We start from the raw sequence: 15724 nt of genomic DNA, 5'->3' as shown, positions 1-15724 counted from the left end.
CGCGTCAACCGGAGCCGTCGCCGCGCAGGCGATGTTCCTGGCTGCAATAGAGGCGGCCGTCGCCGCCGGTCACTGCGTCGCCACGCGGCAGGTGCACGGCGCAGACGGTGCAGCTCACCATGTCCTGCGGCGGCGCCGGGGGTTTGGCGGCCGGTGGCGGCGAGCCGCGCGAGACGCGGCTGCTGCGCCAGACCATGTACGCGACGACCAGCACGAGGACGAGCACGAGGAACTTCACGAGGTCTTCCCCAGCACGATCTCGAGCACGAAACGCGAGCCCACGTAAGCCAGCAGGAGCAGCAGCGAGCCCGTGTAGAGCACCCGCACCGCCTTGCGCCCGCGCCAGCCGAAGCGCGCGCGGCCCAGCAGCAGCAGCGCGAACGCGAACCACGCGAGCACCGAGAACACCGTCTTGTGGTCCCACTTCCACGGCCGGCCGTAGAGCGATTCGGAGAACAGCAGGCCCGCGAGCAGCGTGGCCGACAGCAGCACGAAGCCCGCGCCCGCGAAGCGGAACGTCAGGCGCTCCAGCGTGAGCAACGGCACGCCGGCATGCGCGTCCTCGGCCAGGCGGATCTGGCGCTCGGCGCGCCGCATCAGCCATGCATGCACGACGGCGGCGGCAAACAGCCCATAGGACGCAATGCCCAGCGCCCAGTGCAGCGGCAGCCACGCGGAGCGGCTGACGTGCAGCGGCGTGCCGGGGAATACCCATGCGAGGAGCACGGCAGCGGCGCCCAGCCCCGCGAGCGCCCAGCGCGCCTGCATCTGCGGGAACATCTGCCGCTCGACCGCATACACGGTGAGCACGAGCCATGCGGTGACGGAGAGTGCAGGCGCGAAACCGAAACGCGGTTCGTCGCCCAGCAGGCCCCAACACAGCGCCGCCCCGTGCAGCAGCCAGGCGGCGAGCAAGGCGCCGCGCGCGGCCTTGTCGCTCAGCCGGGCATGGCCGGCGGCCGGCACCGCGTAGGCCACCGCCGCGGCGAAGGCCAGCAGGCCGCCTGCGGGGGAAGCGCTCGCTAGAATCATGGGCCGCAGTTTACCGCCGGGGTGCATGCCGCCCCGCCCGCCCTCCATCCCCCCACGCCATGGCCTCCGCCCTCTCCGACAAACTCTCCCGCCTCGTCAAGCAGATGCGCGGCCAGGCGCGCATCACCGAAGACAACGTGCAGGACATGCTGCGCGAGGTCCGCATGGCCCTCCTGGAAGCGGACGTCGCGCTGCCCGTGGTGCGCGATTTCGTGGCCCGCGTGAAGGAGAAGGCGCTCGGCCAGGAGGTGATGGGTTCGCTCTCGCCCGGGCAGGCGCTGGTGGGCATCGTCAACCGTGAGCTCGCGGCCACGATGGGCGAAGGCGTGTCGGACATCAACCTCGCGACCCAGCCGCCTGCCGTCATCCTCATGGCCGGCCTGCAGGGCGCGGGCAAGACGACGACGACCGCCAAACTCGCCAAGCACCTGATCGAGAAGCGCAAGAAGAAGGTGCTGACCGTGTCGGGCGACGTGTACCGCCCCGCGGCCATCGAGCAGCTCAAGACGGTGACGGCGCAGGCCGGCGCCGAGTGGTTCCCGAGCTCGCCCGACCAGAAGCCGGTGGACATCGCCCGCGCCGCCATCGACCACGCGAGGAAGAACTACTTCGACGTGCTGCTCGTGGACACGGCCGGCCGCCTCGCGATCGACGAGGCGATGATGAAGGAGATCAAGGAGCTGCACGCCGCCGTGCACCCCGTGGAGACGCTCTTCGTCGTCGATGCGATGCAGGGCCAGGACGCGGTGAACACGGCCAAGGCCTTCAAGGAGGCGTTGCCGCTGACGGGCATCGTCCTCACCAAGCTCGACGGCGACTCGCGCGGCGGCGCGGCGCTGTCGGTGCGGCAGGTCACCGGGGCGCCGATCAAGTTCGCGGGCGTGTCCGAGAAGATCGACGGCCTGGAGGTGTTCGATGCCGAGCGCCATGCGGGCCGCATCCTCGGCATGGGCGACATCGTCGCGCTGGTCGAGCAGGTGCAGGCCGGCGTGGACATGGAGTCCGCGCAGAAGCTCGCTCAGAAGGTCAAGAGCGGCGAGGGCTTCGACCTCGAGGACTTCCTGATGCAGATTCGCCAGATGCGCGGCATGGGCGGCCTCTCGACGCTCATGGACAAGATGCCCACCGAGCTGCAGCGCAAGGCGGGCGAGGTGGACATGGACAAGGCCGAGCGCGACATCCGCCGCAAGGAAGGGATCATCTGCTCCATGACGCCGCAGGAGCGGCGCAAGCCCGAGATCATCAAGGCGACGCGCAAGCGCCGCATCGCCGCCGGCGCCGGCGTGCAGGTGCAGGAAGTCAACCGCCTGCTCAACGAGTTCGGCCAGATGCAGCAGATGATGAAGAAGATGAAGGGCGGCGCGATGATGAAGATGATGAAGAAGCTGGGCGGCAAGGGTGGCATGCCGAAGTTCCCCTTCTGAGGCGCAGGCCGACCTCGAGCGCGAGCACCTGCGCCTGCTGGTGCGCTCCACGCATGCCGGCTTCGGGGACTGGGACGCGGTCCGCGACGTCGTCACCTACTGCAGCCGCTTCAAGGAGATGCTGGGCTACCCGCCCGACGAGGACACCTCCGGCTGGCCGAGCATCTTCGAGATGATGCACCCCGACGACCGCGACCGGGCGCGCGACGAGTTCCGCGCGATGATCCGGCGCAAGCCCACGGGCGGCGAGCAGTCGCCCGGCGCCATGTCGTACCGCCTGCGCCGGCGCGACGGCAGCTACATCTGGATCCATGCCGAGGGCATCGCGCAGGTCGACGAGACCGGCCGCACGCGGCGCTTCATCACCTCCTACCTCGACGTCACGCGCCTGTACGAGCAGGAGGAGCAGCTGCGCCGCTCGCGCGACGAACTCGCGCAGGCGCAGGCCCAGCTCATGGCCACGGCGCGCCGGGCGGGCAAGGCGGAGGTGGCCACCAACGTGCTGCACAACGTGGGCAACGTCCTCAACAGCGTCATCGTCTCGGCCAGCACGGTGCGCAGCACGCTCACGGGCTCGCGGCTCGATGGCCTCGCGCGCGTGGTGGAACTGCTCCAGCCGCACGAATCGGACCTGGCCGGCTTCTTCGCGGACGCGCAGCGGGGCGCCACGCTCGTGCGCTACCTGCGCGAACTCGAGGCCGCGCTGCGGCGGGAACAGGGCGACGCGCTCGCCGACATCGAGCGCGTGCTGCGCAGCGTGGACCATATCAGCCACGTCGTCGCGATGCAGCAGTCGCACGCGGGCCCCTCGAGCCTGGTGGAGCACGCGCAACCGCTCGACCTGCTCAACGAGGCGCTTCGGCTGTCGGCGCACACGCTGCAGCGCTGGGGCGCGACGACCGTGCTGGAATGCGAGGGCGGCCCGGCCGCCGACCTGGACAAGCCGCGCCTGCTGCAGATCCTGGTCAACCTGATCTCCAACGGCGCGCGCGCGATGCGGCAGCTGCCCGAGGGGACCCGGCGCCTGACGCTGTCCAGCACCATCGTGCGCGATGGGGCGCAGGGCGGCTCGCGGCTGCGCATCGCGGTCACCGATGTCGGCGAGGGCATCGCGCCCGCGAAGCTGCGCGACATCTTCGCGCACGGCTACACCACGCATGCCGAAGGCCACGGCTTCGGCCTGCACAGCAGCGCGGTGGCGGCGATCGAGATGGGCGGCAAGCTCACCGCCCACAGCGAAGGGCCGGGGCGGGGCGCGACCTTCACGCTGGACATCCCCGTGCGCACGCACCCGGCTGCGCCCGTGCCCGAGTTTCCCTTCTAGGACTGTCGGCGCGGTCCTGCACGGCGCCTGTTCCCCGCGCGCCAAGAATCGCTTCCTGTCTGCAGGGAGGCTTGGATGTGGATCGCACGTTTTGCGCTGGCGTTGGCACTGGCTTGCGGGGGCGCGCAGGCGTCGCAGGTGAAGGTGCCCGAGGGCCCGTCGGCCGGCGTTCGCTACGTGGCCGACTGGGCCGCGCACGCCGGTGACAACGCCGGGCTGCCGTTCGCCGTCATCGACAAGGTGGATGGGCGCATCTTCATGTACGACGCGCAGGGCCGCTTGCAGGCCGCGGCGCCGGCTCTCACCGGCGCGGCGGCGGGCGACCAGAGCGTGCCCGGCATCGGCGAGCGGCAGATCGCCGCGATCCGGCCGGAGGAGCGCACCACGCCGGCGGGGCGCTTCCAGGTGCGCATGGGCTTCACGCCCAAGGGCGAGGACATCGTCTGGGTGGATTACGACAACGCGGTGGCACTGCACCGCGTCGTGACGCACGTGCCGCAGGAGCGGCGGCTGCAGCGGCTCGCGAGCAAGGTGCCGCAGGACCGCCGCATCACCTACGGCTGCATCAACGTGCCGGCGGATTTCTACGACAACGTGGTAAAGCCCGCGTTCGCGGGCGGGGGTGTCGTCTACATCCTGCCGGAACAACGCCAACCCCAGGAGCTGTTCGGCCCCGGGGCTGGCGCGCTGGCCGGCCGTTAGTTACGCGCGGGCCGCGGGGGCGGCGGCACAGGTGCCGGCGGAGGCGGGGGCGGCGGTGCCATCGGCGGCGGGGGCGGCGGCGGCTGCACCACGCGTGGCGGCGGGGGCGGCGGCGGCGGAGGCGGCGGGGGCGGTGCAACCGCGCGCGCGGGCGCTACGGCCGGCGGGCCACCGAAGTGCCACACCACGCCGATCGAAGCCATGTCGACGTTGCCGCGGCGGCGCACCGGGTCGTGCACGCGATAGCGTTCGAGCTCCGCGCGGATGCCGAGGTTGCGGCCGACCAGGTACTCGAGTCCGACGCCGACCTTCGGTCCCCAGCGGTTGTCATCGTCGCGCAGCGGCAAGGGTGCGAGGCCCGTGGTCGCGACGCTGGAGCGCGAACGCGAGTAGGCGGCGCCCAGGCGCCCGAAGACGGAGAAGCGGTCCGACAGCGGCACCATGCCCACGAGGTCGGCGTTGAAGCCGCGCACGCGCGTGCTGCCGCTGACGGTGCCGGCGGGCACCGTCGTGGCGTACGCGTAATCGAAGCGGCCGAGGTCGAAGTACCCCGCTTCCACCGCGAAGTTGCGGTGGAACTGGTAGCCGCCATAGAGCTTGCCGCCGTTGTCGCGGTCATCGCCGCCGAAGGCCGTGACCGTGCCGGGCGTCACGGTGAACACAGGCCGGTTGTCGAAGTCCGCGGAGGTGCGCCCGAGGTTGCCGCCGACATAGAAGCCGGGTGCCCACCACTGAGCGTGGGCGGCCGCGCCGGTGAGGGCGAGCACGGCAATGCTGATGGCGCGCAGCGAATGCCGCGCGCTGGATGCGTTCGATGTCAAGTTTGCTCCCGTGAAAAGAATCGAGAGCGCAGTATCCCGAGAGTCAGCGCGACCTTAGGGCTCGGGCCGTACTGCTGAGGGGAAGAAAACAACAACCGCTTTGCAAGCGGTTGTAGCTCTGCGTCAGGCCGCGATGGCCTCGTTGACGAGCACTTCGCCGCGCAGCGAGTGCGGCAAGGCCTGCGTGATCGTCACGTCGACCATCTGCCCCACGAGGCGCGGCTGGCCCTTGAAGTTGACGATGCGGTTGCACTCGGTGCGGCCCATCAGCTCGTTCGGGTCCTTGCGCGACGGGCCTTCCACGAGGATGCGTTGCACCGTGCCGATGCGGCTTGCGCTGATGCGGCGCACGTTCTCTTCCAGCACGTGCTGCAGGTGCTGCAGGCGCTTGAGCTTCACGTCGTGCGGCGTCTCGTCGTGCAGCGTCGCTGCCGGCGTCCCCGGGCGAGGGCTGAAGATGAACGAGAAGCTCGCGTCGTAGCCCACGTCCTCGACCAGCTTCATCATCTTCGCGAAGTCTTCCTCCGTCTCGCCGGGGAAGCCGACGATGAAGTCGCTGGACATCGAAATGCCGGGGCGAACGGCGCGCAGCTTGCGGATGATCGACTTGTATTCCATCGCCGTATAGCCGCGCTTCATCGCCATCAGGATGCGGTCGCTGCCGTGCTGCACCGGCAGGTGCAAATGGCTGACGAGCTTGGGCACCTTTGCATACACATCGACCAGCCGCTGCGTGAACTCGTTCGGGTGGCTCGTGGTGTAGCGGATGCGCTCGACGCCGGGGATGTCGGAGATGTATTCGATGAGGAGGGCGAAGTCGGCGATCTCGCTCGTCTCACCCATCTTGCCGCGATAGGCGTTGACGTTCTGGCCGAGCAGCGTCACCTCCTTCACGCCCTGGTCGGCCAGGCCCGCCACTTCGACGAGCACGTCCTCGAAGGGCCGCGACACTTCCTCGCCGCGCGTGTAGGGCACGACGCAGTACGAGCAGTACTTGGAGCAGCCTTCCATGATCGACACGAAGGCCGACGCGCCTTCCACGCGCGCGGGCGGCAGGTGGTCGAACTTCTCGATCTCCGGGAAGCTGATGTCCACCTGCGGCCGCGCCTGCTTCTCGCGCGCGGCCAGCAGCTCGGGCAGGCGGTGCAGCGTCTGGGGGCCGAACACCACGTCGACATAGGGTGCGCGCTCGATGATCGCGGCGCCTTCCTGCGAAGCGACGCAGCCGCCCACGCCGATCAGCACGCCCTTCTTCTTGAGGTGCTTCACGCGGCCGAGGTCGGAGAAGACCTTCTCCTGCGCCTTCTCGCGCACGGAGCAGGTGTTGAAGAGGATCAGGTCCGCCTGCTCGGGGTCCTGCGTGGGCTCGTAGCCTTCGGCCGCGTTCATCACGTCCGCCATCTTGTCCGAGTCGTACTCGTTCATCTGGCAGCCGAAGGTCTTGATGTAGACCTTCTTCATTTGCGCGCGCCCCAGATCAGCGCGAGCAGCTCGGCGAAGCGCTTGAAGCCTTCCGGGTCGCCCGTGTTGATGCCGCCGATCTTGCTGTACTCCTCCGGCGTGAGGATCCAGACCTCGTGCACCAGGCCCGCCGCGTCCTTGCGGTACACGGTGGGCAGCGTGCGGCCGGCGACGGAGCCGGAGAGCACCAGCATGTTGTTGACGCCGCGGATGCGGGCGCCGGGCGACAGGCGCGCCGGCTCGCCGTTGAGCGTGATGTCGGGCGGCGTGCTGCTGATCGCGATCATCGCGGGGCGCACGTCGGCGGGGGCTTCGCGCACGAGGCCCTGCGCGGCGGCAGTGAGGGTGGCGAATGCAGCGAGGGCCGCGAGGGCCCAGCGTTGGCAGCGGTTCATGGTGTAGATCCAGAGGCTGTGGACCGCCGATTTTACCGGGGTCGCCCGGTTGCAATCCCCGGGCCGCGCCCTAGGATGGGCGGATGCGCCTGCTTGCCCTCGTGATCGTCGTGGCTGCACTCGCCGGCTGCGCCACCGCGCCTTCGCCAGCGACGCTGCCGTGGCGCGACGAAGCGTTCGCCGGCGGGACGGAACCCACGGTCGGCAAGGAGGACCTGTTCCGGCTCGACGCGGCGCTGGTGCGCCAGCTGGGCGCGCCGGAAGTGCGGGCCCTTCGCCCGAAGCAGCGTGTGGAGAAGCTGCTGGAGCTCGTCTATGGCCCCGACCGCCGCCGCTTCGAGTACGCGGCCGGGCATTCGACACCCGCCAACGAGACGTGGCGGCTCAAGCGCGGCGACTGCATCTCGCTGACCGTGCTCACGTTCGCGGCGGCGCGTGCGCTGGGGCTCGACGCGGTGATGCAGGAAGTGCAGGTGCCGGCCGTCTACGACCGCCGCGGCTCGCTCGACTACGTCAACCACCACGTCAACGTGCTGGTGCAGGTGGGCACCGACCGGCCGGTGCTGAGCCTCGCACGCTACGACGACGTCATCATCGACTTCGAACCCGAGTTCGCCAGCACCGCACGCGGCCAGCCGCTCGCGGACGAGGGCGTGCTCGCGCGCTACTACAACAACATCGGCGTGGAGGCGCTGGCGCGGCGCGACTACGCCAACGCGTACACACACCTGCGCGCCGCCGCGCGTGTGCAGCCGAACTACGCGCCGACGTACACCAACCTCGCCGCGCTGTACATCGAGCGCGGCCTCGCCGCCGAAGCCGAGCAGTGGCTGAAGCACTCCGTGGCCGCGAGCGAGCGCCCCGAGCACCCGATGCGCGCCCTGCACCAGCTGCTGCTAGACCAGGGCCGCGAGCAGGAAGCCGCCGCGGTCGCCCAGCGCCTGCGCGCGTGGCAGCAGAACGACCCCTACTACTGGGTCTCCGAAGGCATCCGCCACCTGCGGGACAACCAGCCGCGCGAGGCCGTGCGGGCGCTGGAGCGCGCACAGCAACTCACCAGCGGCTTCACCGAGGTGCACCGCTACCTCGCGCTGGCGTACTGGCGCCTCGGCGAAAGCACCCGCGCGCAGGAGCAGTTGCAGGTGCTGGCCACGATCAATTCGAACGACCCGATGGGCGCCAAGCTGCGGCGCAAATTCGACACAGGGAGCTCCCGATGAAAGCCGCTTTCTACGAACGCACCGGCCCCGCGCACGAGGTGCTGCAGGTCGGCGAGGTCCCGGACGAGCGGCCCGGCCCCGGCGAAGTCCGCGTCAAGGTGCTCTTCTCGGGCGTGAACCCGTCGGACGTGAAGAGCCGTGCCGGGCTGCGCAGCAGCGCGATGCCGTTCCCGCGCGTCATCCCGCACAGCGACGGCTCGGGCGTGATCGACGACGTGGGCCAGGGAGTGTCCGCCTCCCGCATCGGCGACCGCGTGTGGATCTGGAACGCGGCCTGGGGCCGGCCCTTCGGCACCGCCGCCGAATACGTCGTGCTGCCCGAGGCGCAGGCCGTGCCCATCCCGCCCGGTGTGTCCGACGAGGCGGCGGCTTGCTTCGGCATCCCGGCCTTGACGGCACTGCACGCGGTGTTGTGCACCGGCGGCGTGGAGAACAAGACGGTGCTCGTCGCTGGCGGCGCGGGTGCGGTGGGCCACTATGCGGTGCAGTTCGCGCGGCGCTTCGGCGCCGCGCAGGTGATCGCCACCGTCAGCAGCGAGGCCAAGGCCGCGCTCGCGCTCGAGGCGGGCGCCGACGTCGTGGTCGACTACAAGCGCCAGAACGTGCTGCAGGCCGTGCATGCCGCGACCAATGACCTGGGTGTGGACCGCATCATCGAAGTGGACGTGGCCGCCAACTCGACGCTCGACCTGGAGCTCGTGCGCCCCAACGGCGAGTGGGTGGTCTACGGCAGCGGCGCGCCGCAGGTGGGCCTGCCGTTCTTCCCGATGATCGTGAAGAACCTCAAGCTGCAGTTCTTCATCGTCTACAACCTCTCGGCACCCGACCGCGCGCGTGCGCTCGACGTGATGGCGCAGGAAGCCGCCGTCCTGAAGCACAACGTCGCGGCCACGTTGCCGCTCGAGCGCATCGCCGACGCGCACGAGATGGTGGCGCAAGGCAAGGCGGCGGGGAACGTCGTGCTGGCGGTGGGCTGATCCAGCGCCGGGGGCCCCCTGTCAGTTCTGGCAGTTACCGGCGCCCGCCGATTGCGCGAGACTCGCACGCGCCACCACAGGGAAGGACGTGCGATGCCGAAACACTATGTGCTGCCGATCGATTCGAACGGGAACGGCCTGTTCCCGATCAAGCAGCGTTTGAACCCGTACACGAACGAGTCATGGTTCTGCGGGGGCTGCCCGCAGCTGTTCGGCGGCACCGACCAGGGCGGCATGATGGAGACGCTCTACCGCGAGACGCAGGAGGAGTCGCACTTGAAGGTCGACCTCACCGGGGACGACATCTTCTACCACCTGGTGCACACCCATGGGGAGATGTCCTTCTACGTCTGCACGAAGTTTGCGTACAACCCGGACGCGTATTTCCCGAAGCTGCTGTCGAAGCAGAACAAGTACCGGGAGACGACGGGCGAGATCTTCACCATCGACATGTCCGACGTGCCCACCGACACGCGCCAGAACGCCGCGGTCCGCTGGGTCGAGCAATACCACGTGCGCTCCGGTGGCCGCCGGCCGCCGGAGTTGTCCATTGCGCAGCTGATGTTGTCCGAGACGGCCGAAGCGTTCCGTCTGGCGGCCGAGACGTACCAGAGCGGCGACCTGCGGTTTCCGATCTGAGCGGCCGCCCCGCCACGCAAGCAGGAGGCCGGCCGCTCGCGCGTCACGGCACGACGACGTGCACCGGCCTGGCCGATGCGGCGAGCTTGCCCACGTCCCGGTTGCTCACCATGTCCAGCCGCAGCGTGTAGTCGCCCTTGGGCGGATTCAGCCAAACCTCGGTCTGCCCGAGCTTGAAGTCGAGCACTTCCGGCGGCTTGCCGCGCGGCTCGACCGTCAGGCGGAACCAGCCGTCCATGGATTTCGATGCGGCGGCCGCGACGTTGTAGCCATTGGCATGGAAGTTCACACGGAAGGGGCCCTGCACGCGCTCGCCGTCGGCGGGCTGCAGGATGCCGATCTGCGGCTCGCCCCACAACTTCCAGATGTTCACGCCGGGGTCGTGCTTCGTCACCGTCACGCGGATCGGCTTGCTGTAGACGGGGTAGGGCACGTGGTCCTCGTCGGCCAGCAGCAGCGCGAGCTGGTAGACGCCGGGCTTGAGCTTCAGGATGGTCTGCATCTCGCCCTTGCCGAAGTGCAGGTACTGGTCCGTGAACGGCAGCGCGCGCGACATGTCCGTGGGGATCGGGTAGTCGATGAGCAGGTGGTGGTGGCCCACGGCCTTGCCGGACTTCACTTCGGCCGGGGCGAGCCCGCGCAGCGAAAGGCCGAAGCGCAGCACGTACGGCGTTTCGATCTTCGCGCCGTCCTTCAGGCCGAGGAAATACGCTTCGGGCTTGGGGCTGGGCGGTGCGACCACCCACGGATGCTTGAGGACCAGCGCATCGGGGGGAACCTGCGCCCCGGCGCCGGCCATGGCCGCCGCGGCAAGCACGCCACACAAGAGCTGGTACCGCATCGCTCTTCCCCCGGTAAAGCAGAGGGGCCGATGGTAACGCGGCACGGCCGCGCGCGCAGGCCTAGTTGCGCGCCCAGTTGGCCGGCGCGCGGCCCACGTGCCGCTTGAACGCGCGGCTGAACGCGGCTTCCGACTCGTAGCCCACCTGGTCCGCCACCTGTGCAAGCCCGAGGCCGGGCTGGTCGCGCAGCAGGTTGGCGGCCAGCTGCATGCGCCATTGCGCGAGGTAGCGCATGGGCGAGACGCCCAGCGACTGCGAGAAGCGCTCGGCCAGCACCGAGCGCGACACCGCGCACTTGCCCGCGAGGTCGTCGACCGTCCACGCGTCGGAGGGGCGCGCGTGCAGCAGCATGAGCGCACGGCCGAGCACGGCATCGTTCAGTGCCGCGAGCCAGCCGCGCTGATGGGCCGGCAGGTCGCGCGCGTACTGCGCCAGGCAGTCGGCGAGCACCAGGCCGGGTAGCCGGGCGAGCATCGCGTTCTCGCCTTGCCGCGCCTGCTCGGCCACGTAGCGCAGGCTGGCCTGGCGCCACTGCGCCGCCTGCGGCGTGCTCGGCCGCACGTGGATCAGGCGCGGCAAGGCCCGCAGCAGCGGGTTGAAGAGCAGGTCGTCGCAGTGCAGGTAGCCGCACAGGATGCGCGTGGGCTCGCCGCCGCCGCCGTGGCGCACCACGGGCATCTCGGTCCAGGGCGGCATGGGCACGAGCGTGGCGATGGGAACGGGCTGCGCTTGCGGCGGGTGCCCCATCGTGTGCTGGTCGCAATAAGGCAGCACCACGGCGTCCCCGGCCTCGGCTTGCGCGCTTTCGCCGCTCGCGAGCTGGATGCGAAAGCGCCCCTCGACGGCGACATGGAAGAGCACCAGGTTGCGCGCGCCCGGCTGCACGATGGCGCACAAGGTGGCCGCGTCGGTCGAGGTGAAGCCCCAGGGTGCCGTGAACTCGCCGCGCAGGAAGACGGCGCTGGCGAGCTGGATGCGCTGCAGCACGTCCGCCAGCAAGTCCTGGTTGCTGCCGGGCTGCGAAGCGCGATTCGGTGTTTCGGTCATGAACTCCGGCGTCGCTGCGTGGCGCAAGCGGGCGCCGTCGATCATAGTGGGATCACCCCCAACCACCAACAGGAGACGAGCCATGCCGAAATTCGTGATCGAACGCAACCTGCCGGGCGCCGGCAAGATGTCGCCCATGGACCTCAAGGGCATCGCCCAGGCGTCGTGCAACGTGCTGCGCGAGATGGGCCCGCGCGTGCAGTGGCAGCAGAGCTACGTCACCGACGACAAGATCTACTGCGTCTACATCGCCGACAGCGAGCAGGACGTGCTGGAGCACGCGAAGAAGGGCGGCTTCCCCGCGAACAGCGTCAACGCGGTGCGCGCGGTGATCGACCCGGTGACGGCGAGCTGAGCCTCAGAACTTCGCGTCGAAGCTCACGCCGACCAGCCGGCGCGACTCCGGCCCCACGAACTGCGTGTACGAGCGCGTGTCGCCGGTGACGAAGGCCACGAGGTTGCCGACGCGGTACGTGGGGCTGAACCGGTCGGTGAGGTTGCGCGCGTAGAGCGCCAGCCCCGCCATGTCGTCGGCGCGCCGCAGCGTGAAGCGGGCGCCGACGATGGTCGTGGCGGGCAGGTTGCGCGCGGGGTCGGTCCGGTCGAACACCTTTTCCGACGTGTACACCACGTCGCCGCCGAGCGACGCGCGCAGCGAAGCGACGGCGAATGCGTAGTCGAACACGAAGGTCGCGCGCAGCTTCGGCGTGCCGCCGGCCGGGTCGCCCGCGGCGTCGCGGAAGCACCCCGTGGGCGAACCCATCGCGCACTCCACGAGAAAGCCCGGCCCGAGCTTCGAGCGGGTGTAGGCCACGCCGCCGTTGAGCGTCAGTGCCTGCACCGGCTTGCCGTAGAAGTTGAGGACCGCGCCGCGCACGGTGAGCTCCGGCGCATTCGAGAACGCGAACGCCAGCGCACCCGGGTCCCAGACCGTGGCCTGGTAGTCCTTGACCTTCATCGTGTACGCGGAGGCGTTCACCGCGAAGCGGCCCTGCAGGAACTGGTTCTTCAGGCCCGCTTCCAGCATCTTCGGGATCTCGGGGCGGACCACCGCCGGCACGCGCGGGTTGGTCGCGTTGTGGTTCACCGCCGGCCCCTTGTAGCCGTGCGAGTACGTGACGTAACCCATGCGGTCGGCATCGAAGTCGTACTGCAGGCCGCCGCGCCACGACGCGTAGCTGTCCTTCGTCTGCGCGGCGACGGGGATCAGGCGCTGCGCTTCCACGGGCCCGACGGCACCGGGCGTCAGCGCGCCCGTGCGCGACGTGGAGGCCTCTTCGCGCCCGGCACGCGCGCCGAAGTTCAGCGACAGCGCCTTGTTGAACTTGTACGTCCCCTGGCCGAAAAGCGCGGTGCTCTCGTTCTCGCCGTCGACGAGGTTGCGCTGGCCGAGCCGGAAGGTCGGCAGCGTGAGCACGCCGGTGAGGTCCTGGTGGATGCGGCCCTTGAACCAGTAGGCGCCGGCGACAAAGTTGCCCCAGTCGTACTCGGGCGAGGTGACGCGCAGCTCCTGGCTGAGGTTGTGGTAGGTCTTGATTTCCGGCTGCACGAAGCCCGGCGCGGCGACGCTGATCATGTCGTAGTCGGCGCCGGAGATGATGTTCTTCACGTCGCGCACCGCGGAGACGGACGTCAGCAGGTAGTTGCCCAGCGCCCAGTCCACCTGCGCGGAATAGCCGCCCACGCGCGTCTTGTTGCCGTTCTGGCCGGGGTTGGCGCACACGTCGGTGTTCTCCGGCCCGACGATGACGCCGCATGCGTTGAGCGCGCGCGTGAGCACCGAGCCCGGCGTGGTCTGGTACAGCGTCCACCGGCCGCCGCCGCGCAGGATCGTGTCCGACTGGTCGCCGCTCAGGTTCACCAGCACGTCGGGGGTCGCCTTCCAGCGCACGCGCAACCGCGCGTTGGTCTTGTGCGGGCTGTCCCATGCGCCGTCGAACAGGTTGTGGGTGCTGCGCGGTTCGTTCACGACCGAGCCGGCGACGCGGAAGGCCAGCGCCTCGGTGACCGGCACGTTGAGCGCCGCCTGCACCGAGCGCCCGTCGCGGCTCTGCGCGTCGACGCGCAGGGCGCTGCCCAGCCTGCGCGGGTCCGGCGCCTTCGTGACGATGTTGATGATGCCCGCCGACGCGTTCTTGCCGAACAGCGTGCCCTGCGGGCCTTCGAGCACCTCGATGCGCTCCACGTCGAACAGCTCCGGCGGGAAGTCGGCCGCGCCCGAGAGCGACACGCCGTCGACGAGGATGCCCACGCTGCTTTCCGCGGTGAGCGAGAACGAGATGCCGCCGAAGCTGCGGATGCGCAGCCCCGCCGGCGACGCGTCGAACGAGGGGACCGCGCGCGCCAGGTCCTGCACGGTGGTGATGTTCTGCTGGTCCAGCTGCTGCGACGGCACGACGGTGGCCGTCGCGGGCACGTGCTGCAGCCGCTCCTCGCGCTTGTTGGCGGTGATGGTCACCGGCTCCAGCGTCGTTTGCGCGAGCGCCGCCGGCGCGGCCACGCCCATGATGAGACCCCCGGCAATTGCGGCTTTCTTCATTGCACCCTCCGTCCTGCCCATCATCTTGCGTGCTTCACCGGCATCAATGCAAGTGCGGAGACCACCAGCGCCAGCAGGGCCGCCAGCCACACCAGCCGGTACCCCCCGGTTCCGGCGAGCACTGCGCCGGCCAGCACCGGCCCCAGCAGGCTGCCGAGGTTGGCCGCGAACTGGCCCATGCCGAGGTCGCGCCCGGCGGCATCCTTGTTTGGCAGCACGTCGATCAGCAGCGCCTGGTCCACCGCCAGGAAGGTGCCGAAGGCCACGCCGCCCACCACGAACTGGATGTAGAGCGCGGGCAGGGCGGGCCACGCGAGCGGCACCGCCATCGAAGCGGCAAGGAGGAACGAGGCGCCGATGACGAAGGGCTTGCGCCTCATCACGCGGTCCGACCAGCGCCCCGCGACAACCATGGCCAGCAAGGTCCCCGGGACTGCGGCGAGGTGCAGCAGCGACACCGTCGTGGCGGCCTGCGCGGCCGTCTGCCCCGGCTCGATGTACGACTGCAGCATGTACACGGTGTACGTCGCGGCGGTCGCATAGCCGCACATCATGAGGATCCGCGCGAGCCACACGAAGCGGAAGTCCCAGTCGCGCAGGGCATGCGTGCACGACAGCACGTGCGCGAGCATGCCGGCCGCGCCCTGCTGCATGCCCAGCGACGAGCGATCGCGCGCGACGGCCACGAACAGCGCGCTGAACACCATCACACCGGAGGCGAACACGAGGTAGCTGCCCAGCCCGAAGCGGGCGTACAGGGCGCTCGCAAGCGCGATGCCGAGCGTGAACCCGAGCAGCAGCCCGGCGCCGGCGACGGCGGACATGATGCCCCGCTGTGCAGCCGGCATGCGGTCCGCCACGGTGGCGGCGAGCGGCCCCATCACCATGGTGATGCCCACCTGTGCGGCGACCCAGCCCGTGAGCAGCTGCCAGACCGCGGTGGCGAATTGCATCCCCGCCAGCCCCGCCGCGGTGGCGAGCGCGCCGGCCACGAGCCACGGCGCGCGGCGGCCCCAGCGCGACCGCGTGCGGTCCGAAGCGACGCCCACCAGCGGCTGCATCACCATCGTCACGGCGACGGCGACCGACTTGATCAGCGCGAGGTTGCCCGCCTTGGCCGCCTCGTCCAGCTGCTGCACGTGCAGCGGGATCAGCACGTTGCCCACGCCGCCCCAGAGGGCGGCCCCGGCCAGCGCCGCGAGCGCGTACGCGGCCATGTACAGGTGCATGGCGCCGCCGCGCTCGTAGATGAAGGTGTGGTGGGGGGCGATGGCGCTCATGGGTTCATGGCTTCCATGGGT

The 15724-nt window shown here is 70.0% G+C and carries 16 protein-coding genes; 7 read left to right on the top strand and 9 right to left on the bottom strand.

Features of this window, described 5'->3' with window-relative positions; all coding sequences use genetic code 11:
* Positions 1-4: 4 nt before the first annotated feature.
* Both H8R02_RS30240 and H8R02_RS02065 read right to left on the bottom strand, forming a co-directional pair.
* Positions 5-238 carry a PP0621 family protein gene (locus H8R02_RS30240; RefSeq protein ID WP_187079676.1) on the bottom strand — a complete coding sequence of 78 codons (234 nt, stop codon included), beginning with the start codon at positions 236-238 and terminating at the stop codon, positions 5-7.
* Positions 235-1032: a cytochrome C assembly family protein gene (locus H8R02_RS02065; protein WP_187079675.1), complete on the bottom strand. Its 798-nt coding sequence runs from the start codon at positions 1030-1032 to the stop codon at positions 235-237. The genes H8R02_RS30240 and H8R02_RS02065 overlap by 4 nt, the downstream gene beginning before the upstream one ends.
* A 59-nt stretch (positions 1033-1091) precedes the next feature.
* Between H8R02_RS02065 and ffh the strand changes: the two genes are divergently transcribed.
* From ffh to H8R02_RS02050, 3 genes are all read left to right on the top strand, one after another.
* Complete coding sequence (ffh, locus tag H8R02_RS02060) at positions 1092-2456, top strand: signal recognition particle protein (protein WP_187079674.1); 1365 nt, start codon at positions 1092-1094, stop codon at positions 2454-2456.
* Positions 2431-3780 (top strand): sensor histidine kinase, encoded by a 1350-nt coding sequence (locus H8R02_RS02055; protein ID WP_187079673.1) that lies wholly within the window; start codon positions 2431-2433, stop codon positions 3778-3780. Before ffh ends, H8R02_RS02055 begins: the two co-directional genes overlap by 26 nt.
* Before the next feature lie 75 nt (positions 3781-3855).
* Entirely contained in the window at positions 3856-4482 is a 627-nt protein-coding gene (locus H8R02_RS02050) for a L,D-transpeptidase (protein ID WP_222622309.1), read from the top strand.
* On the opposite strand, the gene H8R02_RS02045 is transcribed toward H8R02_RS02050, so the two are convergent.
* The 3 genes from H8R02_RS02045 to H8R02_RS02035 form a co-directional block, all read right to left on the bottom strand.
* Entirely contained in the window at positions 4479-5303 is an 825-nt protein-coding gene (locus tag H8R02_RS02045; protein WP_187079672.1) for an outer membrane beta-barrel protein, read from the bottom strand. The genes H8R02_RS02050 and H8R02_RS02045 overlap by 4 nt on opposite strands.
* Positions 5304-5426: 123 nt before the next feature.
* Positions 5427-6764 (bottom strand): tRNA (N6-isopentenyl adenosine(37)-C2)-methylthiotransferase MiaB, encoded by a 1338-nt coding sequence (gene miaB / locus H8R02_RS02040; RefSeq protein ID WP_187079671.1) that lies wholly within the window; start codon positions 6762-6764, stop codon positions 5427-5429.
* Positions 6761-7159, bottom strand: coding sequence for a hypothetical protein (locus H8R02_RS02035; protein WP_187079670.1), 399 nt, complete (start codon positions 7157-7159; stop codon positions 6761-6763). The genes miaB and H8R02_RS02035 overlap by 4 nt, the downstream gene beginning before the upstream one ends.
* Before the next feature lie 83 nt (positions 7160-7242).
* Here H8R02_RS02035 and H8R02_RS02030 point away from each other — a divergent pair, with 83 nt between their 5' ends.
* From H8R02_RS02030 to H8R02_RS02020, 3 genes are all read left to right on the top strand, one after another.
* A complete protein-coding gene (locus H8R02_RS02030; RefSeq protein WP_187079669.1) occupies positions 7243-8379 on the top strand; it encodes a tetratricopeptide repeat protein in 1137 nt (378 codons plus the stop codon).
* Positions 8376-9356: an NADPH:quinone reductase gene (locus H8R02_RS02025; RefSeq protein ID WP_187079668.1), complete on the top strand. Its 981-nt coding sequence runs from the start codon at positions 8376-8378 to the stop codon at positions 9354-9356. Before H8R02_RS02030 ends, H8R02_RS02025 begins: the two co-directional genes overlap by 4 nt.
* Before the next feature lie 93 nt (positions 9357-9449).
* Entirely contained in the window at positions 9450-9995 is a 546-nt protein-coding gene (locus tag H8R02_RS02020) for a hypothetical protein (RefSeq protein WP_187079667.1), read from the top strand.
* A 43-nt stretch (positions 9996-10038) separates the two neighbouring features.
* Here the strand turns inward: H8R02_RS02020 and H8R02_RS02015 are convergent, their stop codons facing one another.
* Together H8R02_RS02015 and H8R02_RS02010 are read right to left on the bottom strand one after the other, a co-directional pair.
* Positions 10039-10836 carry a DUF4399 domain-containing protein gene (locus H8R02_RS02015; protein WP_187079666.1) on the bottom strand — a complete coding sequence of 266 codons (798 nt, stop codon included), beginning with the start codon at positions 10834-10836 and terminating at the stop codon, positions 10039-10041.
* 61 nt (positions 10837-10897) lie between these two features.
* Positions 10898-11929 (bottom strand): AraC family transcriptional regulator, encoded by a 1032-nt coding sequence (locus H8R02_RS02010; protein ID WP_187079665.1) that lies wholly within the window; start codon positions 11927-11929, stop codon positions 10898-10900.
* 37 nt (positions 11930-11966) lie between these two features.
* On the opposite strand from H8R02_RS02010, the gene H8R02_RS02005 reads away from it, so the two are divergent.
* Entirely contained in the window at positions 11967-12239 is a 273-nt protein-coding gene (locus H8R02_RS02005) for a DUF4242 domain-containing protein (RefSeq protein WP_187079664.1), read from the top strand.
* Between the two features lie 3 nt (positions 12240-12242).
* Here the strand turns inward: H8R02_RS02005 and H8R02_RS02000 are convergent, their stop codons facing one another.
* Positions 12243-14423, bottom strand: coding sequence for a TonB-dependent receptor (locus H8R02_RS02000; RefSeq protein ID WP_187079663.1), 2181 nt, complete (start codon positions 14421-14423; stop codon positions 12243-12245).
* Positions 14424-14443: 20 nt separating this feature from the next.
* A complete protein-coding gene (locus H8R02_RS01995) occupies positions 14444-15703 on the bottom strand; it encodes an MFS transporter (RefSeq protein WP_187079662.1) in 1260 nt (419 codons plus the stop codon).
* Positions 15704-15724: the final 21 nt, after the last annotated feature.

It is taken from the genome of Ramlibacter albus (assembly GCF_014297445.1).
GTDB classification, from domain to species: domain Bacteria; phylum Pseudomonadota; class Gammaproteobacteria; order Burkholderiales; family Burkholderiaceae_C; genus Ramlibacter; species Ramlibacter albus.
The sequence above is the reverse complement of the archived record's forward strand: the minus strand, read 5'-3'. Positions and strand labels throughout refer to the sequence as shown.

What these genes read in the sequence shown, in the direction of transcription:
- H8R02_RS02065 (WP_187079675.1), bottom strand. Translation starts at nt 1,032, where the DNA reads ATGATTCTAGCGAGCGCTTCCCCCGCAGGCGGCCTGCTGGCCTTCGCC.
- ffh (WP_187079674.1), top strand. Translation starts at nt 1,092, where the DNA reads ATGGCCTCCGCCCTCTCCGACAAACTCTCCCGCCTCGTCAAGCAGATG.
- H8R02_RS02050 (WP_222622309.1), top strand. Translation starts at nt 3,856, where the DNA reads ATGTGGATCGCACGTTTTGCGCTGGCGTTGGCACTGGCTTGCGGGGGC.
- miaB (WP_187079671.1), bottom strand. Translation starts at nt 6,764, where the DNA reads ATGAAGAAGGTCTACATCAAGACCTTCGGCTGCCAGATGAACGAGTAC.
- H8R02_RS02035 (WP_187079670.1), bottom strand. Translation starts at nt 7,159, where the DNA reads ATGAACCGCTGCCAACGCTGGGCCCTCGCGGCCCTCGCTGCATTCGCC.
- H8R02_RS02030 (WP_187079669.1), top strand. Translation starts at nt 7,243, where the DNA reads ATGCGCCTGCTTGCCCTCGTGATCGTCGTGGCTGCACTCGCCGGCTGC.
- H8R02_RS02025 (WP_187079668.1), top strand. Translation starts at nt 8,376, where the DNA reads ATGAAAGCCGCTTTCTACGAACGCACCGGCCCCGCGCACGAGGTGCTG.
- H8R02_RS02020 (WP_187079667.1), top strand. Translation starts at nt 9,450, where the DNA reads ATGCCGAAACACTATGTGCTGCCGATCGATTCGAACGGGAACGGCCTG.
- H8R02_RS02015 (WP_187079666.1), bottom strand. Translation starts at nt 10,836, where the DNA reads ATGCGGTACCAGCTCTTGTGTGGCGTGCTTGCCGCGGCGGCCATGGCC.
- H8R02_RS02010 (WP_187079665.1), bottom strand. Translation starts at nt 11,929, where the DNA reads ATGATCGACGGCGCCCGCTTGCGCCACGCAGCGACGCCGGAGTTCATG.
- H8R02_RS02005 (WP_187079664.1), top strand. Translation starts at nt 11,967, where the DNA reads ATGCCGAAATTCGTGATCGAACGCAACCTGCCGGGCGCCGGCAAGATG.
- H8R02_RS02000 (WP_187079663.1), bottom strand. Translation starts at nt 14,423, where the DNA reads ATGAAGAAAGCCGCAATTGCCGGGGGTCTCATCATGGGCGTGGCCGCG.
- H8R02_RS01995 (WP_187079662.1), bottom strand. Translation starts at nt 15,703, where the DNA reads ATGAGCGCCATCGCCCCCCACCACACCTTCATCTACGAGCGCGGCGGC.